24 protein-coding genes, 1 pseudogene and 1 other annotated feature (1 of these 26 only partly in view) are annotated in these 22550 nt (G+C 49.5%); all 25 genes and pseudogenes read right to left on the bottom strand.

The window, feature by feature from the left end:
- On the bottom strand, window positions 1–807 hold the 5' portion of the coding sequence (ilvE, locus tag ACSFXJ_RS07115; RefSeq protein ID WP_435924492.1) for a branched-chain-amino-acid transaminase. The gene continues 72 nt to the left of window position 1, outside the view; the window shows 807 of its 879 coding nt (coding positions 1–807); its start codon is at window positions 805–807; the stop codon falls past the left edge of the window.
- Window positions 807–1703 (bottom strand): prephenate dehydratase, encoded by an 897-nt coding sequence (pheA, locus tag ACSFXJ_RS07110; protein ID WP_435924491.1) that lies wholly within the window; start codon window positions 1701–1703, stop codon window positions 807–809. The genes ilvE and pheA overlap by 1 nt, the downstream gene beginning before the upstream one ends.
- A complete protein-coding gene (thrB, locus tag ACSFXJ_RS07105) occupies window positions 1700–2668 on the bottom strand; it encodes a homoserine kinase (RefSeq protein ID WP_435924490.1) in 969 nt (322 codons plus the stop codon). Before thrB ends, pheA begins: the two co-directional genes overlap by 4 nt.
- A gap of 17 nt (window positions 2669–2685) precedes the next feature.
- A complete protein-coding gene (locus ACSFXJ_RS07100; protein ID WP_435924489.1) occupies window positions 2686–3972 on the bottom strand; it encodes a homoserine dehydrogenase in 1287 nt (428 codons plus the stop codon).
- A 1039-nt stretch (window positions 3973–5011) separates the two neighbouring features.
- On the bottom strand, window positions 5012–5449 hold the full coding sequence (locus ACSFXJ_RS07095) for an ACT domain-containing protein (protein WP_435924488.1): 438 nt from the start codon (window positions 5447–5449) through the stop codon (window positions 5012–5014).
- A gap of 179 nt (window positions 5450–5628) precedes the next feature.
- Window positions 5629–6945 (bottom strand): GTPase ObgE, encoded by a 1317-nt coding sequence (gene obgE, locus ACSFXJ_RS07090; protein ID WP_435924487.1) that lies wholly within the window; start codon window positions 6943–6945, stop codon window positions 5629–5631.
- A gap of 14 nt (window positions 6946–6959) precedes the next feature.
- A complete protein-coding gene (locus ACSFXJ_RS07085) occupies window positions 6960–7703 on the bottom strand; it encodes a Spo0B domain-containing protein (protein ID WP_435924486.1) in 744 nt (247 codons plus the stop codon).
- Between the two features lie 177 nt (window positions 7704–7880).
- Entirely contained in the window at window positions 7881–8192 is a 312-nt protein-coding gene (rpmA, locus tag ACSFXJ_RS07080) for a 50S ribosomal protein L27 (RefSeq protein WP_435924485.1), read from the bottom strand.
- Window positions 8193–8211: 19 nt separating this feature from the next.
- Entirely contained in the window at window positions 8212–8544 is a 333-nt protein-coding gene (locus tag ACSFXJ_RS07075) for a ribosomal-processing cysteine protease Prp (protein ID WP_435924484.1), read from the bottom strand.
- Between the two features lie 14 nt (window positions 8545–8558).
- Window positions 8559–8870: a 50S ribosomal protein L21 gene (gene rplU, locus ACSFXJ_RS07070; protein WP_044481735.1), complete on the bottom strand. Its 312-nt coding sequence runs from the start codon at window positions 8868–8870 to the stop codon at window positions 8559–8561.
- Window positions 8871–8883: 13 nt separating this feature from the next.
- Window positions 8884–8971 (bottom strand) — a sequence feature (ribosomal protein L21 leader region).
- A gap of 55 nt (window positions 8972–9026) precedes the next feature.
- A complete protein-coding gene (locus tag ACSFXJ_RS07065) occupies window positions 9027–10220 on the bottom strand; it encodes an Rne/Rng family ribonuclease (protein WP_435924483.1) in 1194 nt (397 codons plus the stop codon).
- A 68-nt stretch (window positions 10221–10288) separates the two neighbouring features.
- Entirely contained in the window at window positions 10289–11146 is an 858-nt protein-coding gene (locus ACSFXJ_RS07060; RefSeq protein ID WP_435924482.1) for a M50 family metallopeptidase, read from the bottom strand.
- A complete protein-coding gene (locus ACSFXJ_RS07055) occupies window positions 11139–12023 on the bottom strand; it encodes a peptidoglycan DD-metalloendopeptidase family protein (protein WP_435924481.1) in 885 nt (294 codons plus the stop codon). The genes ACSFXJ_RS07060 and ACSFXJ_RS07055 overlap by 8 nt, the downstream gene beginning before the upstream one ends.
- Before the next feature lie 105 nt (window positions 12024–12128).
- Window positions 12129–13280 carry an FtsW/RodA/SpoVE family cell cycle protein gene (locus tag ACSFXJ_RS07050; protein ID WP_435924480.1) on the bottom strand — a complete coding sequence of 384 codons (1152 nt, stop codon included), beginning with the start codon at window positions 13278–13280 and terminating at the stop codon, window positions 12129–12131.
- Window positions 13281–13286: 6 nt separating this feature from the next.
- Entirely contained in the window at window positions 13287–14081 is a 795-nt protein-coding gene (gene minD, locus ACSFXJ_RS07045; RefSeq protein ID WP_435924479.1) for a septum site-determining protein MinD, read from the bottom strand.
- Window positions 14082–14084: 3 nt separating this feature from the next.
- Complete coding sequence (gene minC, locus ACSFXJ_RS07040) at window positions 14085–14747, bottom strand: septum site-determining protein MinC (protein ID WP_435924478.1); 663 nt, start codon at window positions 14745–14747, stop codon at window positions 14085–14087.
- 77 nt (window positions 14748–14824) lie between these two features.
- On the bottom strand, window positions 14825–15355 hold the full coding sequence (gene mreD, locus ACSFXJ_RS07035) for a rod shape-determining protein MreD (RefSeq protein WP_435924477.1): 531 nt from the start codon (window positions 15353–15355) through the stop codon (window positions 14825–14827).
- Window positions 15352–16221 (bottom strand): rod shape-determining protein MreC, encoded by an 870-nt coding sequence (mreC, locus tag ACSFXJ_RS07030; RefSeq protein ID WP_435925697.1) that lies wholly within the window; start codon window positions 16219–16221, stop codon window positions 15352–15354. Before mreC ends, mreD begins: the two co-directional genes overlap by 4 nt.
- Before the next feature lie 106 nt (window positions 16222–16327).
- A complete protein-coding gene (locus ACSFXJ_RS07025; protein WP_435924476.1) occupies window positions 16328–17362 on the bottom strand; it encodes a rod shape-determining protein in 1035 nt (344 codons plus the stop codon).
- A 38-nt stretch (window positions 17363–17400) separates the two neighbouring features.
- Window positions 17401–18072: a RadC family protein gene (gene radC, locus ACSFXJ_RS07020; RefSeq protein ID WP_435925696.1), complete on the bottom strand. Its 672-nt coding sequence runs from the start codon at window positions 18070–18072 to the stop codon at window positions 17401–17403.
- 75 nt (window positions 18073–18147) lie between these two features.
- A pseudogene (locus ACSFXJ_RS07015) lies at window positions 18148–18285 on the bottom strand (Maf family protein); the annotation flags it as partial.
- Complete coding sequence (locus ACSFXJ_RS07010) at window positions 18240–20078, bottom strand: recombinase family protein (protein WP_435924475.1); 1839 nt, start codon at window positions 20076–20078, stop codon at window positions 18240–18242. The pseudogene ACSFXJ_RS07015 and the gene ACSFXJ_RS07010, both read right to left, overlap by 46 nt.
- Window positions 20079–20116: 38 nt before the next feature.
- Window positions 20117–20359: a hypothetical protein gene (locus tag ACSFXJ_RS07005; RefSeq protein WP_435924474.1), complete on the bottom strand. Its 243-nt coding sequence runs from the start codon at window positions 20357–20359 to the stop codon at window positions 20117–20119.
- Window positions 20360–20652: 293 nt separating this feature from the next.
- Complete coding sequence (locus ACSFXJ_RS07000; RefSeq protein ID WP_435924473.1) at window positions 20653–20961, bottom strand: hypothetical protein; 309 nt, start codon at window positions 20959–20961, stop codon at window positions 20653–20655.
- Between the two features lie 76 nt (window positions 20962–21037).
- Entirely contained in the window at window positions 21038–22456 is a 1419-nt protein-coding gene (locus tag ACSFXJ_RS06995; protein WP_435924472.1) for a DNA primase family protein, read from the bottom strand.
- Between the last annotated feature and the right edge of the window lie 94 nt (window positions 22457–22550).

The following is a 22550-nucleotide window of genomic DNA, read 5'->3' as shown; positions in this document are numbered from 1 at the left end:
CGCGTGACCTTCGCCGATGATTCGTCCGTCTACTTCGCGAACCGCGATCACTTCCGCAGCCGTTCCGGTCAGGAATACCTCGTCCGCCACGTACACGTCATGAAGCGTAAACGGCTCCTCTTTGATCTTGAAGCCTTTGTTGTTGCAAATCTCGATGATCGCCTGGCGGGTAATCCCTTCAAGGGCCCCCAAATAGCAAGGAGGCGTTGTGATGACCCCGTTCTTGACGATAAAAATATTATCCCCCGAACCCTCGGTCACATAGCCTTGGGCGTTCATCATAATCGCTTCGCCCGCTCCAGACAGGTTCGACTGGATTTTCACCAAAATATTGTTCAAATAGTTCAGGGACTTGATCTTCGGATTCAGCGCGTCCGGAATGTTCCGTCTGGTGGATACGGACACGGTCTTGAGCCCGGTTTTGTAGGCTTCTTCCGAATATATCGCGAGCTGTTCCACGATAATAATGACCGAGGCTTTCGGACAACGATTCGGGTCCAGACCAAGATTGCCCGGGCCGCGGGAAACGACCAAACGGATATATCCGTTGCGAAGTTCGTTGCGGCGGAGCGTCTCTACCAGCGCATCTTCCATTTCCTGATAAGTCAAAGGAATTTGCAGCATGATGGATTTTGCCGAGTCGTATAGGCGGTCCAGATGCTCTTTGCACTTAAAAATGTTGCCGTTATAGATGCGAATTCCCTCAAAAATGCCGTCTCCGTACAAAAATCCGTGATCGTATACGGAAACCTTTGCGTTTTCTTTTGTTACGAATTGTCCGTCCAGATAGATCCATTGTTCTGCCACTATCGTTGCACCTCCGATTTTAATCCTTCGTATGAATAGCTGGGATAACTGCCGAGAATACGCACCTGACATCCCAATGCTTCAATTTCCCCGATGGCTGACGGCAGCAGCACCGAGTCAACCTCTGCAAGTACATCCATGTAAAAATAGTAACTTCCGAGCCGTTTTTTCGTCGGCCTGGATTCGATCCGCGACAGGTTCAGCCTGCGCCAGGCGAAAGCCGACAGCACCTGATGCAGCGCTCCCGGAAAATCCTCCGGCAAAGTCACGAGAATGCTCGTCTTGGATTCATATTTCGCCGAGGGCACCTTGTTCAAAGCTTCGGGCCCTATCAATACAAAGCGGGTATAGTTATTGTCATGATCTGTAACTCTCTCGGCAATGATGTCGAGTCCGTGCCGTTTGGCGCCCAAAGCGGTTCCAACGGCCGTCCAACCGGACCCGGGATGCTGTTTTACAAGTTCAACCGCTTCGGATGTGCTCCCGACATGCTCCAATTCCGCATGCGGCATGCGGGAACGGATGAACTGAAGGCATTGGGCCATGGCTACGGGATGGGATAGCACCTTGGTTACTTTGGAGTAATCTATCTCCCCGTCCGCGGAAGACTTGAGTTCCTCCGTCCGGCCGACCAGATTTTGAATCGAAGGATAAACCCATTCGACCTGCATCGGAATGTCCACTTCATGGACAAGCCAGTCCATGTGCAGGCTCACGGAACCTTCTATCGTATTTTCGATCGGAATGACGCTGTAATCGCTCCTGCCGCTTGCGGTAGCCAAAAAAACATCCGAAATTTGCTTGAAGTGAAGCAGCTCCACCGGCTCGTTGCCGAACAGGTGAAGCACAGCCTCGTGAGACACCGAACCTTCCGGCAGTAAAGCTATACGTTTCATGCTCTTACTTCCCCTTTAATTATATCCAGTAATGAAGCTCCTTCTACCATAGTAAGCTCGGTAGTCCCTTCTGTGCAAGGTTTCAACCAAAGCGTTGCCGCCCCGATTCCCTCGCTGCCAAAAACCTCCAGCAAAAATTGCTTAAGCTCTTCCTTCCGGGGACTGCGGCGGTCCACCAAGGCCAATATCGTAGGCCCTGCCCCGCTGAGCGCCGCTCCCAACGCGCCATGCTCGGTAGCCTCTTCTAAAATCCGGACCATGCCGGGGACAAGCGCAGCCCGGTGAGGCTGATGGAGACGATCCCGCATCGTTTTGCCGATCAAGTCCAGTCGGCCGGAAGCGAGAGCCGCCGTCAAAAGCGATGCCCTGCTTACATTGTATACGGCATCCGCCATGCTGATCTGCTTAGGGAGCACCTCCCTCGCTTTCGAGGTCGAAAGTTGAAAGTCGGGAATGGCCACCAGCACCTCAAGGTCTTCCGGCGGCTCTATGCGCATTGCTTCCGCATGTTCCCCGTCCCAGATCGAACTAATGATACCCCCGTAAAGCGATGCCCCCACATTGTCGGGATGATTCTCCAGCGCTGTCGCCATATCGAATAGCTTCCCCTTGGAGAGCGGCGAGCCGATCAGCAGGTTGGCGGCGACCAGTGCACCGACAATCGCCGAAGCGCTGCTGCCTAACCCGCGGGTCAAAGGAATATCCGAGTACATCGAAAATTCCAGTTCGGGAATGGATACCCCCGCTTCGTCAAAAACGGACTGAGCTACTTTATACAGCAAATTGCTCTTGTCCGTCGGAAGCCCGCCCAGATTATCTCCATGCAGATGAAAAACGGTTGCTTCCGCCGGTTTCATTTCAATCCATGCGTAGAGGCTTAGCGCCATTCCAAGCGTGTCGAATCCCGGTCCCAAATTCGCTGTGCTGGCCGGGATTTTCACCCGCACACCTTCACTTCGGATCATTGCAAGTCTCCTTCCTGTTAGCCCTCGACACGGTATACGCTTTTAACGCGGCGAATGACATCCATAGTTTCAAAATGATGAAGCACCTGATCCATGCTTGCCTTGCTGGCATTATGGGTCACGATCATGATTTCCGCATCCGGAGTTTCCGCATTCGGCGACTGGACAACCGAGTCAAGGCTAACCTCGTACTCCGCGAAAACCTGGGTAATCTGGGCGAGTACCCCAGCCTTGTCGGCCACTTGCAAAAGCAGGAAGTTTTTAAACATGATTTGATCGTCGCTTTTTAACTTCTTCGGTTTATAAGGGACGATCGCTTTGAGCCCGTTGACGCCCAGCTTCAAATTTTTCACAACCGCGACCAGGTCGGCCACGACGGAAGTGGCTGTCGGCATTTCTCCGGCTCCCGCACCATAGAACATCGTTTCGCCTACGGCCTCGCCATATACATATACCGCATTGAACACTCCGTTCACCGCAGCGATCGGGTGCGTTTTCTTGACCATGGTCGGCTGAACGCTGATGCTGAATTCATCGTCCTGACGATCGGCGATTCCGAGCAGCTTCATCTCATACCCAAGACGCTTGGCGTATTGAATGTCCTCTTTCGAAACGGTCGAAATGCCTCGCACCTGCACATCCTTCAGCTCGACGTTAGTGCGGAATCCCAAGGTTCCCAGTATGGCCATTTTGCGGGCCGCGTCCAGTCCCTCTACGTCCGACGTCGGGTCAGCTTCGGCATAGCCGAGTTCCTGGGCTTCCTGAAGCACGTCTTCATAAGAAGCGCCTTCCTGGCTCATTTTGGTCAAAATATAGTTCGTCGTCCCGTTCACAATCCCCATGATCTTCATGATCCGATCCGAAGAAAAGCCCTCGATCAACGTCCGGATGATCGGAATACCTCCCGCTACGCTTGCCTCATAAAACACATCGCACTGCTTCTCCTGGGCTTTAGCTAAAACTTCAGTGCCGTGCAGCGCCATCAGATCCTTGTTTGCCGTTACGATATGCTTGCCGCGGTCAAGCGCTTCAAGGATATATTCCTTTGTACCGTCAATCCCGCCCATCACTTCGACGATCACGTCGATTTCGGGATCCCGGATCACTTCCCACGGATCTTCCGTCAGTTTCTTGCGGTCGATGTCGATCGTCCGCTTCTTATCCAGACTTTTAACCGCAATCTTTTCGATCACGATCGGAGAACCAACCTGACTGCTCAGGTCCTCCTGATGGCCTTCCACGATGCGGACGACCCCTGTGCCTACGGTTCCCAAACCAAGCAGTCCCACTTTAACTGGTTTCATTTATGTTGTCCCTCCCATGGCGCTCCGGGTAATGCGTCTGGTGCGCTTCGTCCGCCGCTCACTATCTTGCTTCCGCAAGCAGACCGCGCACTCCCTAATGCTTCCCAGCCCCATTACCCTTCGCTTTATCTTCATTTTTTGTCAGGCTCCGGGTAATGCGTCTGATGCGCTTCGTCCGCCGCTCGCTAGCTTGCTTCCGCAAGTAGACCGCGTACTCCCTAATGCTCTCCAGCCTTTTACCCTTCGCATATTCTCTTTTCGCTAGGCGCTCCCGGTAATGTGTCTGGCGAGCTTCCGCAAGTAGACCGCGCACTCCCTAATGCTCTCCAGTCCCATTACTCTTCGCATGTTCTTTCTTCGTTAGAAGCTCCCGGTAATGCGTCTGACGAGCTTCGTCCGTCGCTCACTATCTTGCTTCCGCAAGTAGACCGCGCACTCCCTAGTGCTCTCCAGCCTCTTTACCCTTCGCATGTTCTCTTTTCGCTAGACGCTCCCGGTATTGTGTCTAATGACCTTCGTCCGTCGCTATCTGGCTTGCTCTTGCATGTACCCGTATGTGAAATGCCAAACTCGAACGGATACCTAACGGAACACACAGCCCTTATTGTGGCCTATTCGGCTTCATTTCCGTACCTAACGGAACCATGGGCTCTTATTTGACGAATTTCGAAGGAAATATGCCCCTTTAATAGAAAATAGCGGCTTTCAGTTCCGTTAGTTTTGAACATCTACAGCTTTTCGTTGCAATAACGGCGCTGACTTCCGTTAGTCCGTTTGGCGGAATGCGCCAACACCAGCTTCGGTTTGAGTTGGCTATCACGTAAGCGCCAAGCACTGAATTCCGCTAGAGCTATCGCGTAAACGCCAACCGCCTGCTTCCGCTAGAGTCGCTATCGCTATGCGCCAACCGCCGGCTTCCGTTAGAGTCGCTATCGCGCTAAACGCCAAGCACTAATTTCCGCTAGATTCGGCTACCGAGTAAGCGCCAAGCAGACAGCCAGGACTCCAATACGTCCAGCCGATACAGTCCTTTCATCGTCTACCCCTGACCGACGATTTGCGTTCGCCGTACGCCCGGAATGCTGTGCAGATGCTCCATCATCACGTCGAACTCTTCCGTCAGCCGGGAGGTTTCCACGGAAATGACGACATTCGCCCTTCCCTGGAGCGGGATGCTCTGATTAATCGTCAACACGTTGCCGCCCGAACCGGCGATAAATGAGAGCACTTTGGACAAAACCCCCGAACGGTGCTCAAGATCGAAGGAGATCGTTACGATACTCTCTCTTTCAATATCGCTCAGTTGGTGAATACCGTCCTTGTACTTATAAAAAGCACTGCGGCTCAAGCCGACCTGTGCCACCGCTTCATGGACCGTTTTGGCATCGCCCGAAGCCAGGAGCTGTTTGACCTGCAGCGTCTTGATGACGGCCTCCGGCAAAATATCCTCGCGGACCAAATAGTAGCGTTCGTTCACAAACGTCCTCCCCTTGTAGACTCGTGTTTTCATATAGTGGACATTATAACGGAAAGCGGCGAGGGTGGCAATCGGTATTCGCGAAAAAATAAAAAAAAGATTGAGCAAGTCCGCACTTGCCCAATCTTAATAAGTTGAACTATTGAAATGGTTGTAGGGTTTAGCCAACTTATATTTACTTATTCATAATAGTAACTGCTTCCCTCGACAAACTCAAACTCGAAATCTCCGATTCGAACCAATGTGCCGTCTTTGGCCCCGCGGTTGCGCAGTTCATCGTCCACGCCCATATGACGAAGCGTGCGGGCAAGCTTCAAAATGGCGTCATGCGTATTCAACTGCATCCGTTTCATCATGCGCTCGATTTTCGGACTTTCCACGACAAACGTTTCATTTTCCCGGCGGATCGTGAAACTGTTGTCTTCCTGTTTGTCCAGTTTATAAATTTTCCGTTCTTCCAGAGCGGTAACTTCTTCAATCGCCGGAGCCTCCGGAATTTGATCCAGTAAATCGGCCGTCCGGTAAAGCAGCTCCTGAATGCCTTGGCGTGTTAATGAGGAGATCGGCATGATTTCCAGATCCGGTCGTACATCCTTGACCTGCTCCCGGAATTTCTCCAAATTTTCCGCTGCTTCGGGCATATCCATTTTGTTGGCGGCCACGATTTGCGGACGCTTTTCCAGATCGGCATTGTACAATTTGAGCTCTTCGTTGATTTTCAGCCAGTCTTCAAACGGATCCCGTCCTTCCGAACCCGCCATATCGACGACATGGACAATCAGCCGAGTTCGTTCCACATGGCGCAAAAACTCGTGGCCTAATCCCACGCCCTCGTGAGCCCCCTCGATCAGGCCCGGAAGGTCAGCCATCACGAAGCTTCGCCCTTCGCCGACATCCACGACCCCGAGATTCGGCGTAATCGTCGTGAAATGATATGCCCCGATCTTTGGCTTTGCCGCCGACACGACGGACAGCAAGGTGGATTTGCCCACGCTTGGAAATCCGACGAGACCGACATCCGCCATCACCTTCAGTTCGAGCACAATCCAGCGCTCTTCGCCTTCTTCACCATGCTCCGCAAGCTCGGGAGCCGGATTGTTCGGCGTCGCAAAGCGGATATTGCCGCGTCCGCCGCGTCCGCCTCTCGCTACGACGACCTGTTGGCCGTGGCGCGTCAAATCCGCCAGCACCTCTTGGGTGTCATCGTCGATGATGACCGTCCCCGGCGGGATGCGAACGATCATGTTTTCCGCATTGGCCCCGTGCTGGCTCTTGTTGCGGCCCTTCTCTCCTCGCTGTGCCTTGAAGTGCCGCTGATAGCGGAAATCCATCAAGGTCCGAAGCCCTTCGTCGACCCGAAAAATGACATCCGCGCCTTTCCCGCCGTCTCCGCCGGCCGGTCCTCCTTCCGGTACGTACTTCTCCCGCCGGAACGCGACGATTCCGTCTCCGCCGTCTCCGCCCTTCACATATATTTTCGCTTTATCTACAAACATGCATTCACCTCATTCTAGTTTGCGCAGGCTACCCGAATTCTTAAGGCCGACATTTTGTCGTCCATTTGCTCGGCCAGCACTCGTTTGCCGGAACTCCATTCATCCAGGTGCCGCCTTAATACCGCGGCTTGGTTGGGATCGCCGCCTTCCCGTTCAAACACGGCGAGGATTTCCCCGTCTTCCCGCCATAAGGATAATTTAAGCTCAAGAACTTCTCCCCACGAGGAACGTCCCGTAAACTGATAGGCCCGGATCGTGGCGATAATCGCTTCCGTAAATTGATCCGCGTCCTCCGTCGAGAGCAATTCTCCAAGCTGCAAATCCTCCTGGATGCATACTTCAAGCTGAACCGACTTATTTTGTTCGCGGAACGAATGCAAATAAAAAACGAGCGACGGAATTCCCAATCGGGAAATCCGGCTGTCCGCCGCCATCCGTTCCTTTATTCTTTCCACACAGCCCGCCAGTTTATCATATTTGCCCAGTTGAATATACCCGTATAAAATCTGCAAATCGTTCATCCAATCATGTCTGTGATGAGTAAGCGTGGCTGACGCCGTTCTTTGCAGCGATTCAAGCAACGCTTTCCGCTCGCTGTCCGCCTGTCTCTGTATATACTTGATATACCCTATTACTACAAGGATAAGGCATATTCCAAGGAGTATGAAGCTCACAGCCCCATGGAAGAAATACATGAGGACCAGACAAGCAAGGATGAGCGCCGCCGTGATCGCCGGCACCGTGAACCGATGTTTCATGAGTTTCCCCGTTCCTCTGACAGATTGGGTGAAGTTTCCACCCTGACATCATATCCAAGTATACCACAAACCTTGTCCAAATCACGTTTCAAAATATGCGGCTTCCTCACAAAAAAAAGCCCCCGGCATTCACATGCCAAGGGCTTTTCGGAAGCCTCGCCGAAGTCAGCAAAGCTATTAAGCTTCTACTGCAGCCGCTACAGGAGCGGTTTCCACTGGGTAGACGCTCACTTTCTTACGGTCGCGACCCCAACGTTCGAATTTTACGACGCCGTCCACTTTCGCGAACAGAGTGTCGTCTTTACCGATTCCCACGTTGTTGCCAGGGTGAATTTTCGTTCCGCGTTGGCGAACGAGAATGCTTCCGCCGGTAACCACTTGACCGTCAGCACGTTTCACGCCAAGGCGTTTCGCGATGCTGTCGCGTCCGTTCTTCGTGGAGCCTACGCCCTTCTTCGAAGCGAACAACTGAAGATCCAATTTCAACATTGTCCATCTACCTCCTTCTTCAAATATTCACGTCTTTTATTTGAATATACTTTCCGTATGAGCCTTCGATACCTTGGAGCATAACGACCATGGATGAAAGCAGCAGCTGCACTTGACTAGCTTGACCCGAATCAACATCGACGGGAAGTACCGCATTCAGAAAGCCGTGTTTCATTTCGGCGTCCATGACGGTCCCGGTTAGCTCTTCGATGGCGTTGACCGTACCTACGGTGACGGTCGACACACCGGCGCATACGATGTCTTCTCCCGGATCGGCGTAGCCTGCATGTCCCGATACTTTGAATCCGGCAATGCCGTTATCTCTGTCGCGTAAAATGGAGACGATAATCATTACCGCACACCTGCTTACGCTTGGATTTTCTCGATGGTCACTTTCGTGTAAGGTTGACGATGACCTTGTTTTTTGTGGTAGTTCTTCTTAGGCTTGTATTTGTAAACGACGACTTTTTGGCCTTTGCCGTGTTTTTCGACTTTCGCCGTTACACTTGCGCCGGATACCAATGGAGCGCCAGTTACCAAACCTTCGCCCTTCGATACTGCCAAAACGCGATCGAACGTCACGCTTGCACCATCTTCAGCATTCAATTTTTCGATGTAAAGAACATCGCCTTCTTGAACGCGGTATTGTTTACCGCCGGTTTCAATAATTGCGTACATTTGCTTGCACCTCCTCATGTCTCAGACTCGCCTGATTCAGGTGCCGCCGCCCAATAAAGACGGACGGTCTTCAAACCCGATCGGAGCGGTTACAGCATGTGCACAAGACAACTCATAACACATACTTGAATATAGTACCATGGCCTTACGCAGAAATCAATCATTGTTTAAAAATACCGGTTGTTCCCGCATTCTTTTTCTCGTCATTTCGAGCAAGCCCAGCTTGGTCCAGCCCAAAATATGATGCTGCGTCCTGTCCCCGACCAATGAGCTTTCCAGCTTGTTCATGACGGCCGCGCGATGTTCGTCCCGGTTCATATCGATAAAGTCGATAATAATAATGCCTCCGGTATCCCGCAAACGGACGAGCCGGGCAATTTCCCCCGCCGCTTCCAGGTTCGTCCGGAAAACGGTATCCTCCAAATTTTCCCCGCCGGTAAATTTCCCCGTATTGACATCGATGACCGTCAGCGCCTCCGTCGTATCCCAGACAAGATACCCGCCTCCCGGAAGCCATAACTTCCGTTGAAAATCCTTATCCAGTTGCTGGCGGATTCCATAATAATCAAAAAGCGGAGGCTCCCCTTTATACAGGCGGATGTTCGGGTTTTTTCCCTGCAGCATGGTGGTCAGGAAGGCGGAAGCTTCACCGGCCTGATCGGGGCAATCCATAATCAGCTCATCCGTTTCGGGACTGTAAACATCCCGGATAAAACGCTGCACCATGCTCAACTCTTCATGCAGGGTGAATGGAGCCGGAGCCGTAGTCTCCTTGTCCAAAATCGCCTCCCACTGCTCTCGGAGCGAGGCCAGATCCTCGGCGATCGCTTCCTGTTCGGCATGTTCCGCAATCGTCCGGAGAATCAACCCTTCCTCTTCCGTGCGCATCTCCTCGCCGATCTCCTTCAAGCGGTTCCGCTCGTCTTCGCGGCTGATTTTTTTGGATACGGCCACATAACCGGCATTCGGCATATATACGAGCCACCGTCCGGGGAGGGAATAATGCGTGGTTACCCGCGCGCCTTTGTTGCCGATCGCCTCTTTAACCACCTGCACGATCAGTTGCTGGCCGGGTTTCAACAAATCCGAAATCGGGGGTTTTTGTTTCGGCTGTTTTTCCAAATGGGGGTGAAGCACGTCATCGATATAAAGAAACGCGTTCCTCTTCTGTCCGATATCGACAAAAGCCGCTTGCATTCCGGGAATTACGTTTACGACTTTGCCTTTAAAAAAACTGCCTGCCAGCCCCTTCTTGTGGGACCGTTCCGCAGCATACTCCACCAGCTTATTTTTCTCCAGCAGCGCCATCTGGGTGGAATCAGGGCCGCAGTGAATAATCAACTGTTTCATTGATCTCACCCTCACTCTTTTTGTAACTCGGAACAATATTCTCCATTATACCATGGCTTGTCGTGATTTCATGCTCCCGGATCGCCCCGCAAAAACGAGGAAATCACCCGTTGTTCAGGCACAACCGCCACTATGTTCCCTTGAGGGTTCATAATATAGATAAAATGGTATTTTTCTCTTTTAAACAGACGCAGCAAGCCGTCCAAAGGTTTCGATTTATCGGCCACAATCGGCTGTGCCAAACTGCCGTTCAGCAAATGGCGCGCAAAGGAGCTGTCCCTGTTCATCAAAAAGCGCAAAAACCGGTAATGAAGGTTGCGGTAATCCGTCCAATTCGAATACGTCAAAAACATCCCGATCAGCAGCAAATTGAACTGCAGGGCGCCGAAGCCGAAAATCAGCGGAATTGTGGCGTAAACCATAACCAGAATACTGAAAACGAGACTGATCCGGAGCGACCAAACCAGCGTGGCATGAAAAGGAAGGGCCATCCCGCACAATGCCTGGCACACCTTTCCTCCATCCAAAGGCAAAATCGGCAGCAAATTAAACAACGCGATCAGCATATTGCATTCCACAAAATAAGAGAAGAACGGCCCCTCCCAAATTCCCGAGGCATGAAGCAGCCAGGATATTCCGATCAGAAGCACATTTTGAGCCGGGCCGGCCAGCGCAATCGCGATTTCTTTGCCCGCGTTTAATGTCCCGGTATCCTCCATGACCGCTACCCCGCCGAAAGGAAGCATTTGTACGGACAGTACCCGAATGCCGAACATCCGCGCGCAGGCGACATGGCCAAGTTCATGGACAAAGACTATCGCGAATAGGGCCAAAAGCTCCAGAAAATGGCCGGTAAATACGGAGGCGAGCATAATCAGCACAAAAAGAGGGTGAAATGAAATCGTCATGCCGCCCCATTTAATCAAACGGAATCACATCCGTGGGATCGATGTAACGATCATTCATTTTCAAGGCAAAATAAAGGGTAGCATCCTGCTCGGACGAAAGGCTTCCGACAGGGTCGCCTCCTTCCAGCCAATCTCCTTTTCCGACTGAAACGTTGTCCAAATGGCCATATACGGAAATATACCCACCGGCATGCTGGACGGTAACGGTCATTCCGCCGGAGGCATCGCGGGCCACGCCGAGGACGCGCCCCGTCTCTACGCTTTTAACCGGCTCGCGGGCGCCCGAATCCCCCGTAGGGACGATCTCCACCCCCTTGAAGTCGATGGCGAAGGAAGCCGCGATCCTGCCGCTCAGCGGAACCGTAAAACCCGTGGCCGTCCCGACTTTGAGCCCCTTTTCTTCCTGGTGCCTGAAAATCGGGATAAAAGACGGTGCTCCTCCGAACGTATTCTCGTACCAGGTTTCCACCGCGGCAAAGTCCATTTCCTGGGTGAGCGACTTCGCCACAAAGAGGCGGACCGGCATCGACCATTCCGGCTGGTACCGGTTGATTCCCCAAACGAAACCAAACAGAAGAGAAGCGATCACGATCCTCAAAAACAACATCGTCCAAAAAGAGGCCCTTCTCCCGCCGGAAAAGCCGCCATCATCTCCCAGGCCCTGCAAATCATAATCGTTCCAGCGCCCTTGTCCCTTTTTCCACAGCAGCTCGGGATCAGGTTCGCGAACCTCCGTATAAACGGGCTGTGAAGCTTGTCCTTCAACCCGGCCGCCGCCTGCCTGAGAACCGGTCGGAGCGCTGCCGTTCGCGTTATACCCTGCGATTAAATCCCCCGCCGTCAACTGCCTGATACGTTCCTCGCGACGTTTTCGCACATTCGACTTCACGTCCATATTATGCACCCTCCCGGTCAAATCTCGTGATTTATATGTATGAGAGGCTTGGCCGGAATATGAACGGGGTCTGGACAACTAAAAAACCGGCGCCCCGGGCACCGGTTATTCTTCCACTTTATATTTCTCTTGATGCAGTTTTATGCTGAACACAAGTCCGATACACAGCATGTTGATGAGCAGCGAGGTGCCCCCGTAACTGATGAACGGCAGCGTGATCCCCGTGATCGGCATCAGGCCGATCATCATCCCGATGTTTTCGAAAATCTGGAACAGAAACATCGCGACGATGCCGACGATCATGTACGCTCCCCGCTTGTCGATACAATTCAAGGCGATGAGAATCATCCTGTAAATAAACAGAAAATAAATAAGGAGCAGCACGGCGGCCCCCATGAAGCCGAATTCTTCGCCGACGACGACAAAGATCGAATCCGAATAAGGATAAGGTACGAATTTCTTATTTTTCAGCTCGCCTTTCATATAACCGTCGCCGAGCAGTCCCCCGGATCCGATTGCGATCTGGGCGTAATTAGACTGATGCTTCTCATCGCTGGAAGCCTGATCGGGATTGATGAACGTATTGATTCTTTGATACCAGTGAAGCTTGTTGTGCTCTTTCAAATAATCCTGAATTTGCAAATTATAGGTGTTAAAAATCGTCACAAAGGCAATGAGCGCCGCCACGACGACCGTTAAACCGATCAGGACATGGGAATATTTCGTATTCCCGATCCACAGCATCGCAACCAATACGACGAGAAAAATAATCGCATTGCCCAGGTCAGGCTGAATCAGCACCAGGAGGAAAGGCAGAAGCGTCATCGCAGTGACCGGAATGACATCGTTTCTGAAGCGCAGCGTCTTTCCGTTTCGCTTACCCAGCATGTAACCCGTAGTCAGAATCAGAATCACCTTGACCAGTTCGGCAGGCTGAAATTGCAATCCGCCCGGGAGCTTAAACCAGCTCCGGGCCCCGTTGATTTCCGGAGCGAACAGATACACGAGCACGAGCATGACGCAGCCCGCCCCGTAAATATACCAGCTGTATTTCAGCAGCGTCCGGTAATCGACCAAAGCCATTCCGAACACGACGGCAAAACCCGCCGCGTAAAACATAAGCGTTTTAAGATCATAAGCATGGAACTGGTTTTCGTACGGAGCAATCGCGCTTCGGACCAGCAAGGCGCTGAACACCATAAACACGGCCAGAATGCCCACCATGGGCCAGTCCACTTTTTTCAGTTTAAAAAACAACGAAAATCAGCCCATTCCAAAAAACTTTTTGAAACGCGTGAACACGCCCTTTTTCTGGTCAAGCAGCATCAACGGAACCGTATCCCCCAAAATCCGGCGGGCGATATTGCGATAAGCGATCGCCGCTTTCGATTCCGGGTTCATGACGGTCGGTTCGCCGGAGTTGGCGGCTTTGATGACCAATTCATCATCCGGTACGATGCCGATCAAGTCGATATTCAGCACTTGCAAAATGTCTTCGATTTCAAGCATGTCTCCCGATTTCACCATGTTCGCTCTGATCCGGTTGACGATCAGTTTCGGCGATGAAATATGGGAGCTTTCCAGCAGACCGATGATCCGGTCCGCGTCACGGACGGCGGCATGCTCCGGCGTCGTTACCACGATGGCCTGGTCCGCGCCTGCAATCGCATTCTTGAATCCTTGCTCGATCCCCGCGGGACAATCGATGATAACATACTCATGTTCCTTTTTAAGTTCAAGAACGATGTCTTTCACCTGTTCGGGGGTAATCGCATTTTTGTCCTTGGTTTGAGCCGCGGGCAGCATATATAATTCATCAAAACGCTTGTCCTTGACGAGGGCCTGATTCAAACGGCAGCGCCCTTCCGCTACATCGATCAAATCATAAATGATCCGGTTTTCGAGTCCCATGACGACGTCCAGATTGCGCAGCCCGATATCCGTGTCCACCAGGCATACCTTCTTCCCCAACAGCGCAAGCGCGGTACCGATGTTGGCCGATGTCGTCGTTTTCCCTACACCGCCTTTACCGGATGTGACAACGATAGCTTCTCCCATAATTTACACCCCTTTAAACGCGTTAAAATCCGGCCTGATCCGGAGCATATTACCGATTTTGTCGATCTGCATTTTCCCGTCGCGCAAAAAAGCGACCTCCATGCTCGTTTCCCTGTTTTCCCACTCGTCCGGGGGCCTGCTGATCACGTCGGCGATCCTCAGCTGCGTCGGCGCAAAATAAGAGGCCGCTATGACCGCCTCTTCATTGCCTTCATACCCGGCGTGCGCCATTCCTCTCAGTGCCCCGAGTATAAAAATATCCCCCGTACAGGCAACCGTCCCCCCCGGATTCACGTCGCCCAGGAACAAGAGATCCCCCTTGTGATGCAGCACCTGGCCGGAGCGGACGATCCCGGTCATCGTTTTCAATATGTTATCGGAACCCGGGCTCCCCGCCGGTTCAGGCATCTCGAACGAACGGACGAGCAGGTTCCCCTTTTGACTCAATATATCGAGAATAGATTCCTTCTGATCTTCCGAAACGATCCGCGTCCCCAGCTTTACGTCAACATGAATGATCGGACCGGTCAAAATGCTTTGATGGCTGTGCTCCAGTTTATAACGCAGTTCCTCCAAGAGAGTTCCGAATTCACACTTGTCGTCAAGCAGGAAAACCAGGCCATCCTTGATGCCCTTGATCGTAACATGATTGGATTTTACTGTCATAAGCCTGTCCCTCCTCCCTATTCAATTCGTGCAAAGGCGGGAAGTTCCTGCTTGCGCCCGCGTAAAACTCGCAGCAATCAAGTCTTGTCTTCGGCAGAACGCCGTTTGGTGATGATTTCCAGCTGCCGGCGGAGCGGTACGTACACGATCAAAGCAAATATAAATTGCACGAACATATTAGGGATGATGTGATTCATCAGGGCCCAGGAATACGGCTGATGGACAAGTCCGAACAACGAGTACGTCCCGAATAATATCGAATCCAGCAGCAAGCTCCCGATGAATACGATAATCATCATGAGCGGAAGCGGGGCCTGCCGCGTTTTGGACAGAAGCCCGAACAGGTATCCGCATAATCCCATCGCAAACGAATAAGGCCCGATCATCGCGCCGTAATAGACGACGTCTTGCAGCAGTCCGAAGCAAAGCCCTAAAATAAGCCCGGTATGACGGCTTTCGTAAACGGTGAAAAACAGGATCGCTACGTAGACAAGGTGAGGAACGATCCGGGTCTGCCACGCATTGGGGACCAGCCAAGGTACGATCGTTCCTTCAACGATGAACAGGAGAAACAGCAGCAGAATCAAAATATATTTGCGCTTCTTCACTCCTTCTCAGCCTCCGGAACGAATACGACGAACAATTCCTTCCAATCCGCAAAGCTGGCCGCCGGGGTAATCGTCGCCGTGTAGGTCAATCCGAATTCGCCTACCTGGATGTCCTTCACCTTGCCGATAATCATTCCTCGCGGAAATACGCCGCCGATGCCCGAAGAAACGATGAGATCATCCTTCGCTAACGTCTTCGTATCTTCAATCCGGCTCATCAAAAAGGTTCCGGTTTCCTTGTCGTAGGATTCGATCACCCCGAAAACATCGTTTTCCTTCCCCTGGGCCGTTACCGCGATTCCGTTCGAATTCGGATCACGGGCATCCATCGTGGTCGCCAGCTTTACCGTCGAGCTGAAATTGCTGACATGGCTGACAACGCCGACAAGGCCTTCCGAGGAAGAGACCGCCATGCCTTCTTTGACGCCTTCACGCCTTCCAATATTGATGACGATGGTTGTATTTACCGGATCATTGTTGACACTGATCACCTGCGCAATTTTCCAGGTGTAATCGTACAGTTCTTTCTGTTGTTTGGTAAAATCGAGATCATCCTGCAGGCGCTTATATTCCTGTTCAATAAAATTAAACCGTGCCTTATCTCGCGTATAATGCGCGAGGGCGATTTTGAGCTGCTCGTTTTCTTCCTGCAGCGCCTTTAGTTCGGAAACATCTTCAAAGAAGCCCGCTATATAGCCAGCGGGCTTATGAAACACATATTGGATGAAGCCCACCGTATCCTTCACGAATTTCTCCGGCCAAGACAAGTTGGTTCTCGATCCGAGAGTAAAGCCCATAACCGCGATAAAAAGAATGAGTCCCATCAACAAAATAAACAGTCTTTTGTTGCCAAGCAGCTTAAACAGTTTTAGCCCCCTCCAAACTTACAATGATATACACAGACAAAAACGGCCTGGCCGCCCACCGGGGCGGCGCCGCTTCATCATTAGGGCAGCCTCGTTCTTCCCCGGTTTAACGTTTGGAACGAAGCGCGGAACTGCTTTTTGACTTAAACATATGAATATTGTCCAAGGCTCTTCCCGTACCGATTGCCACGCAATCAAGAGGATTGTCGGCGACGATGACGGGCATTCCCGTCTCGCTGGCAAGAAGCTTGTCGAGATTTCTCAGCAACGCGCCTCCGCCCGTCAGGACGATTCCCCGGTCCATAATATCTGCCGCAAGCTCCGGCGGACATTTTTCCAAGGTGACTTTTACGGCTTCGACAATGGCGCTTACCGTATCGCTGAGCGCTTCGGTAATTTCATCGGACGTGATCGCGATCGTCTTCGGAAGCCCCGTTACGAGGTCGCGACCCCGGATTTCCATCGTTTCCACCTTTTCCAGCGCAAGCGCGGAGCCGATGTCCATCTTCAGCTGTTCGGCGGTTCTTTCGCCAATCATTAAATTATATTGACGTTTGATATATTGGATGATCGATTCATCCATTTCGTCTCCGGCCACACGAACCGACTTGCTCGTAACGATGCCCCCGAGGGAGATGACCGCTACTTCCGTCGTACCGCCGCCGATGTCCACGACCATGCTTCCCGTCGGTTCCCACACCGGCAAGTCCGCGCCGATCGCCGCAGCGAAAGGCTCCTCGATCGTATAAGCCTCGCGCGCTCCGGCCTGCTTCGTCGCATCTTCCACGGCGCGTTGTTCAACAGCCGTAATTCCGGAAGGAACACAGACCATCACATTTGGATGGCGTTGAAATAAGGAGCGCTGCTTTTGCGCCTGACGGATAAAATACTTGATCATCGTTGCCGTCGTATCGAAGTCGGCGATAACGCCGTCCTTCATCGGACGGATCGCCCGGATGTTGCCCGGAGTTCTGCCGATCATCTTCTTGGCGGATTCGCCTACGGCCACAATATTTTTAGTATCGGTATGAATCGCGACGACCGAAGGTTCCCTCACAATAATCCCTTTCCCGCGAATATAAACCAAGGTATTTGCCGTACCCAAATCGATTCCCAAATCTTTTGTAAAGCCACCCAACATGCTGTATCTCCCTTTCCTTCTGTATCTTATCTAGTATATTACATCAAGCCTTGCTCCTTCAAACTGACGAATGAACCGTCTCCGATCACGATGTGATCCAGCACGTCGATGCCGACAATTTCACCCGCCCTGCACAGCCTATCCGTCATTCTAATGTCTTCCGGACTGGGCGAAGGATCTCCGCTGGGGTGATTATGGACGCATACGATTGACGCGCTGCTGCATTTGATGGCGGCGCGGAACACTTCGCGAGGATGAACGATCGATGCGTTCAAGCTGCCTACAGACAGCGTTTCCTGAGCAATGATATGGTTTTTCGTGTTTAAAAAGAGGCAAACGAAATGTTCTTTTTGCAAATAACGCAATTCTTCCATGACCTGATCGGCGGCATCCCGCGGACTGCGGATAATGCGCGCCTCCGGGGTCCGGGCTTTGGCTAATCTTTGCCCCAGCTCGATCCCCGCTTTAATCTGGACGGCCTTTGCCGGCCCGATTCCTTTCATTTTCGTCAATTCATCAAGGCTAAGATCCATAATTCCGCGTATTCCGCCGATTTCCGCCAGCAGGCGCTGCGCCATATGAATCGCCGATTCGTTTCGCGTTCCCGTCCGAAGTAAAATCGCCAGCAGCTCAGTCTGGCTTAAAACGCCGGCTCCATAACGCAGCATGCGCTCCCTGGGGCGTTCCTCGTCGGGAAGATCCCGCAGCATATAGATTTCATGATTCAAGCATATCCCTCCATTTTCATGTCGGAAGGATATGCTTTATCTCTTCCTGGCTTATTCTTATAACACTTGGATTCCGAATGAAGAAAGCATTTCGGTAAGCAGTGACAACGGCAAGCCGACCACGTTGAAGTAGCAGCCTTCGATGCCGGTTACGATCGTGGCTCCCAGCCCTTGGATGGCATAAGCCCCAGCCTTGTAGTGCACGATGGTTCTTTTAAGCCGACAGTATCATTGACGAGTTCCCCGCCATAAAAGTTTGATGCTAAAGTAGAAACTAATGTTTTGATTACCGCCCCCGCTTTATAAGTAACGGTGGCTTTATAGCCGCCACCGTTACCATCAGGGTCATGATCCCCACCTTCGTACTGTAGCAATTTCTCAATATTGGCTTTCAAGTAAATTGTAGGCTCTCCGTCTTCGTTAACAATTATTTTATCAACCAACAAACCAAGATCCTTACGATCAAACATCTCTTTTCCAATTAGTTCATCAAGAACGCTCAAAGCAGTAACTGAGCCTTCATGAAACCTTGAAGATTGCTTTTTAATTTCAGTTAAATCATCAATCTGCCTTTGAATATCTTTGATTAGCAATCGCTTCTCAGCTTCAATTTCTGCATATGCTTCTGAGATAATTTCCTCATCTTCGGGGCGTCGAGCAACTTCATTTATCCTCTGCTTCATTGTTACTTTCAGTTCATCAGAAAGTTGCTTTAGACTTGAATTTAGCCTCTGGAGGGACTTATCTAGATTGTCGGTTCTCTTCACCTGATCTTTCAATTTACCATCAAAACCACTAATTGCATCGCTCAGTTTTTCTCTGAGGACAACAAGGTGGGCTTTTATTGCAAGCAGCAATGTTCGATCTAAGATGTAATGTGTTGTACAAGCTATTTTACCTACTCTTCTGTATGTCCCACATATGTAGGACTTATGTTTACCTTCCTTATTAAGAGCAACAAAACCGCGTCCGCAATCGGCACAAACAAGAAAGCCAGTGAATAGGTTTACATGCTTATGTCCCGAACCTCTATAGTGCATGGTGAGACGTTTTTCAGCGATCTCCTGTGCAAGTTCAAAATCCTCCACACTTACCAGAGGTTCGTGATTATTTGCAAACACATAGTGCTGGGACGGATCGACCCTCAGAATTTTCCCATTAATCTCAGCAAGCTTATATTTACCTTGTCGAAGTACTCCAATGTAAAAGTCATTTCTTACGATTCTTTGAACCATTCGCTGAACCCAAACATGTGTAACATCTTTTTTGTAAACTTTACCTTCAGCTTCTTTGTTTCTTTGGATAACCATTGATGGAGTAGGTACTTCGTTTTCAGTCAGATAAATACAAATTTTTCTGTAGCCGTCCCCTTGTAAATACATTTCGAAGATCTTCTTAACTACCCAAGCAGTTTCTTCATCAATAATTACTTTCTCTCGGTCAAGCGGATCTCTCTTGTAGCCGTAAGGAACTGCTGACAAATACTTGCCATCAATCATTTTTGTCTTGTTGTTATCTTTTATTTTGGTGCTTATATCTTTGACATACCTCTCATTATACCACGTTTTAATTCCGAGTATCGAGTCATCATCAACATATGAGTCGTAGTTATCACTTATTAGAATTACTCGAACACCTAGCCTTTTCATATCTTCGAGAAATAGCAATGTATAAGCATTATGCCGCCCTATACGCGATATATCCTTTACCAATAGTACTACTTGATACCCATTTTCAATTGCAAAATTAATATCTTCTAACATCCGATTAAAATCAGGTCTGTTGAATGAATATCCGCTGTAATTATCATCTTCGTACAAATTCTTTTCAGAAATTTCTTTTCCAAATACCTCTTTTGCATGATTCACAATTATCTTCTTTTGGGCAATAATTGTAGCATAGTTCTTTCTATCTTCATCGCGGCTGATACGTGTATAACCAATCAACAAACACTTATCTCCAGAATTTACAACCTTAAAATTAGTCATATTGATACCCCATTTCTTATATTTTCATTGGATTTGGGTCATTGTACCTTGGTATCGAAAACTGGTTCAACTTTGTTTTTAAGTGCATTTTGAAGCACTAACTTTTCAAGACCAACAAGGATATCCTCAGTTCCAGAAAAGAATGTGATCAGTTTATAGGACTTGAATTTTCTCGTCTTGAGATCTTCCTTGAGTTCCAAAAATTCCGCTGAATCCTTATCCTGCTCAGTCATCCAGACATACACCAACTTATTTGCATTATCCAACTTCACTTTGATCAAGATAATGCACCTCCAATGACCCGCAACACTGACATGTTGGAATACCAGACCTTGGAGAGGAAGGACTTTCTTGACTTGATTGACTTACTAATGACTACAGACATGTTTAACACTCCGTTTGCACGATATTTGGAGCGATAACTCCATGTCTCTCTGCTGTGGACTCTTGAAAAATGTTCGTAAGTTTTAGTCAACTCCAAAAGGGCAAAAATCAATTGAAGTCAAAATAAAAAAAAAGCACTTACTTCCTGACTAAAAACAGTCAGAGAAATAAGTGCTTCATATTTGAAATTCTACATTCTAGATCTTGGGTACTTAAGCCCGCAGGCAAGCTGCATATGTTTCGGTGTTAACCCCATCTCGTAAAGTTTTTGTATTTTCCTAACCACTAACCTCGCTCCACTTCTGTTAAAGTTACTAATGCATATTTTAGGACCAGTCGTATACGGATTTGAATACCACAATTTAAAGTAAACCAATTCCTTATTGAAAAATGGATGTGTCATAAGTATTGTTAGTTCCTCTCGGGTTTTATAACCCGTCATAACTGCATAACCAATTGCCTTTAGTGTTTCAATGTCCTTCTCAATCGATGCTGACATTTCTTGTTCCTCCTAAACTGATAATTTGTTATTACACAACAAAAGAAACTTGCCTAGTATCACGCAAGCTGAATCCCTAAAAGTAAATCCCAAGCCCCTCGACATAAAAATCACCGTTGACTTTCTTCTCGCGTACTTTAATACCTTTCTCGATGAGAACTCTGCTGAACAGTTCCCAAAACTTTGTGGAGCCAATCGACTTCACATTATCTAAACCGTTATTTTCAGCCCACCTTGAAAAATCTCGCTTAAAGTCTGATCTTAAGGTCTGTTCACCTTCAGCCCAAAATACCCGCGCATTGAAATACTCGGGGATCGGGTTTTGACTGACCTTATAATCCTCTAATGCTTTTTCACACACTTTACTTTCGGTCAAATTAAAGTTGTTATCGATTAAACGTGCCAAGCCTTTCATTGCAAAATTCAGTATGCCTGGTAATTCTGTTAGGAGCTTATCGAGCAAAGACTTGTCCATGTAGCTTACCCCATCAATAGGTGCTTCGCCCGCCCGTAACTCCCGATAGATTTTGTTGAATGGAATGATTTGAAGTCTTCTAAAATACCCGTTCGTTAAATCGTTGGAATCCATCATACTATTAAGCAAAACAATCGTCTTAGCAAATAATCGTGTGTTGAAAGAAGCCTTAAACTTCTGCTCGACATTTACCGCATCTCCACCAGTTAAGATTTTGAAGTTCTGAGTGTTGAATTTCCGATCAAATTCATTCTCGGTCGAAACATTCACCAGCTTTCCCGGCAGGTTTTGCATTCCAAAACGACCACCGAGATCTTTTAACGAGACATTTGACACATTTTCAATTCCGATAAGGTGACGGATGACTTCTGACAGTACACTCTTACCATTTGATCCCGAGCCAATGAAGAAGAACGCTTTTTGAATCTTAACGTCCGGAATAAAGCAATATCCCATTATTTCCTGAACAAGCTTGATACGCTCACCATCACCTTCAAAGATGTCGAATAGAAATTCCTCAAACTTCGGGCACGATGCTGATCCGTCATATTCAATCGGAATTTGAATGGTGGATAAGTAGCTTGGGTCATGATTAACAAATTCCATCGAATAAAGATTTAACATGCCATTGGTTAAGTTAATAAGCCCCTTTTCGGGATTCATTTCTTCAACAAATGGTATCTCTCTCCTTAAAGCCTCGAAGTACTCCCCCTCCCATTTCCGACACCAGATATCCGTTTTTGCTTCATGTATAATGCCGCGGCAGATCGCCTTTAACATCCTATCGTTCATTTCGATGTAATACCCCTTACTGCTATAGGCATAAATCTGCGCATTACCTAACTGAACGAGATGCATTCGACTTAATGTGTAAGTGGCGAAGGTATTTGCGTTTATTTCTAGATCCCTCTTCCCGTAAGTAATCCCCCGTTCTTTAAGAGCGAGCCGCTCATCGAATTGTTCTGTAATTGGTGAAACACAGGATTTCATGACTTCAAGAGTTTGATATGATGCTGCCATTTTAAGCACACCTTTCTCGGTTTGATTATCTATCTCTCCGAGACTCTTGAGCACTTTCCCAATTTTCGTCTCAACTCCTGCATAATAAAAAAAA

It is taken from the genome of Paenibacillus salivarius (assembly GCF_051307165.1).
GTDB lineage: Bacteria > Bacillota > Bacilli > Paenibacillales > Paenibacillaceae > Fontibacillus.
This window is presented reverse-complemented; position numbering and strand designations above follow the sequence as displayed.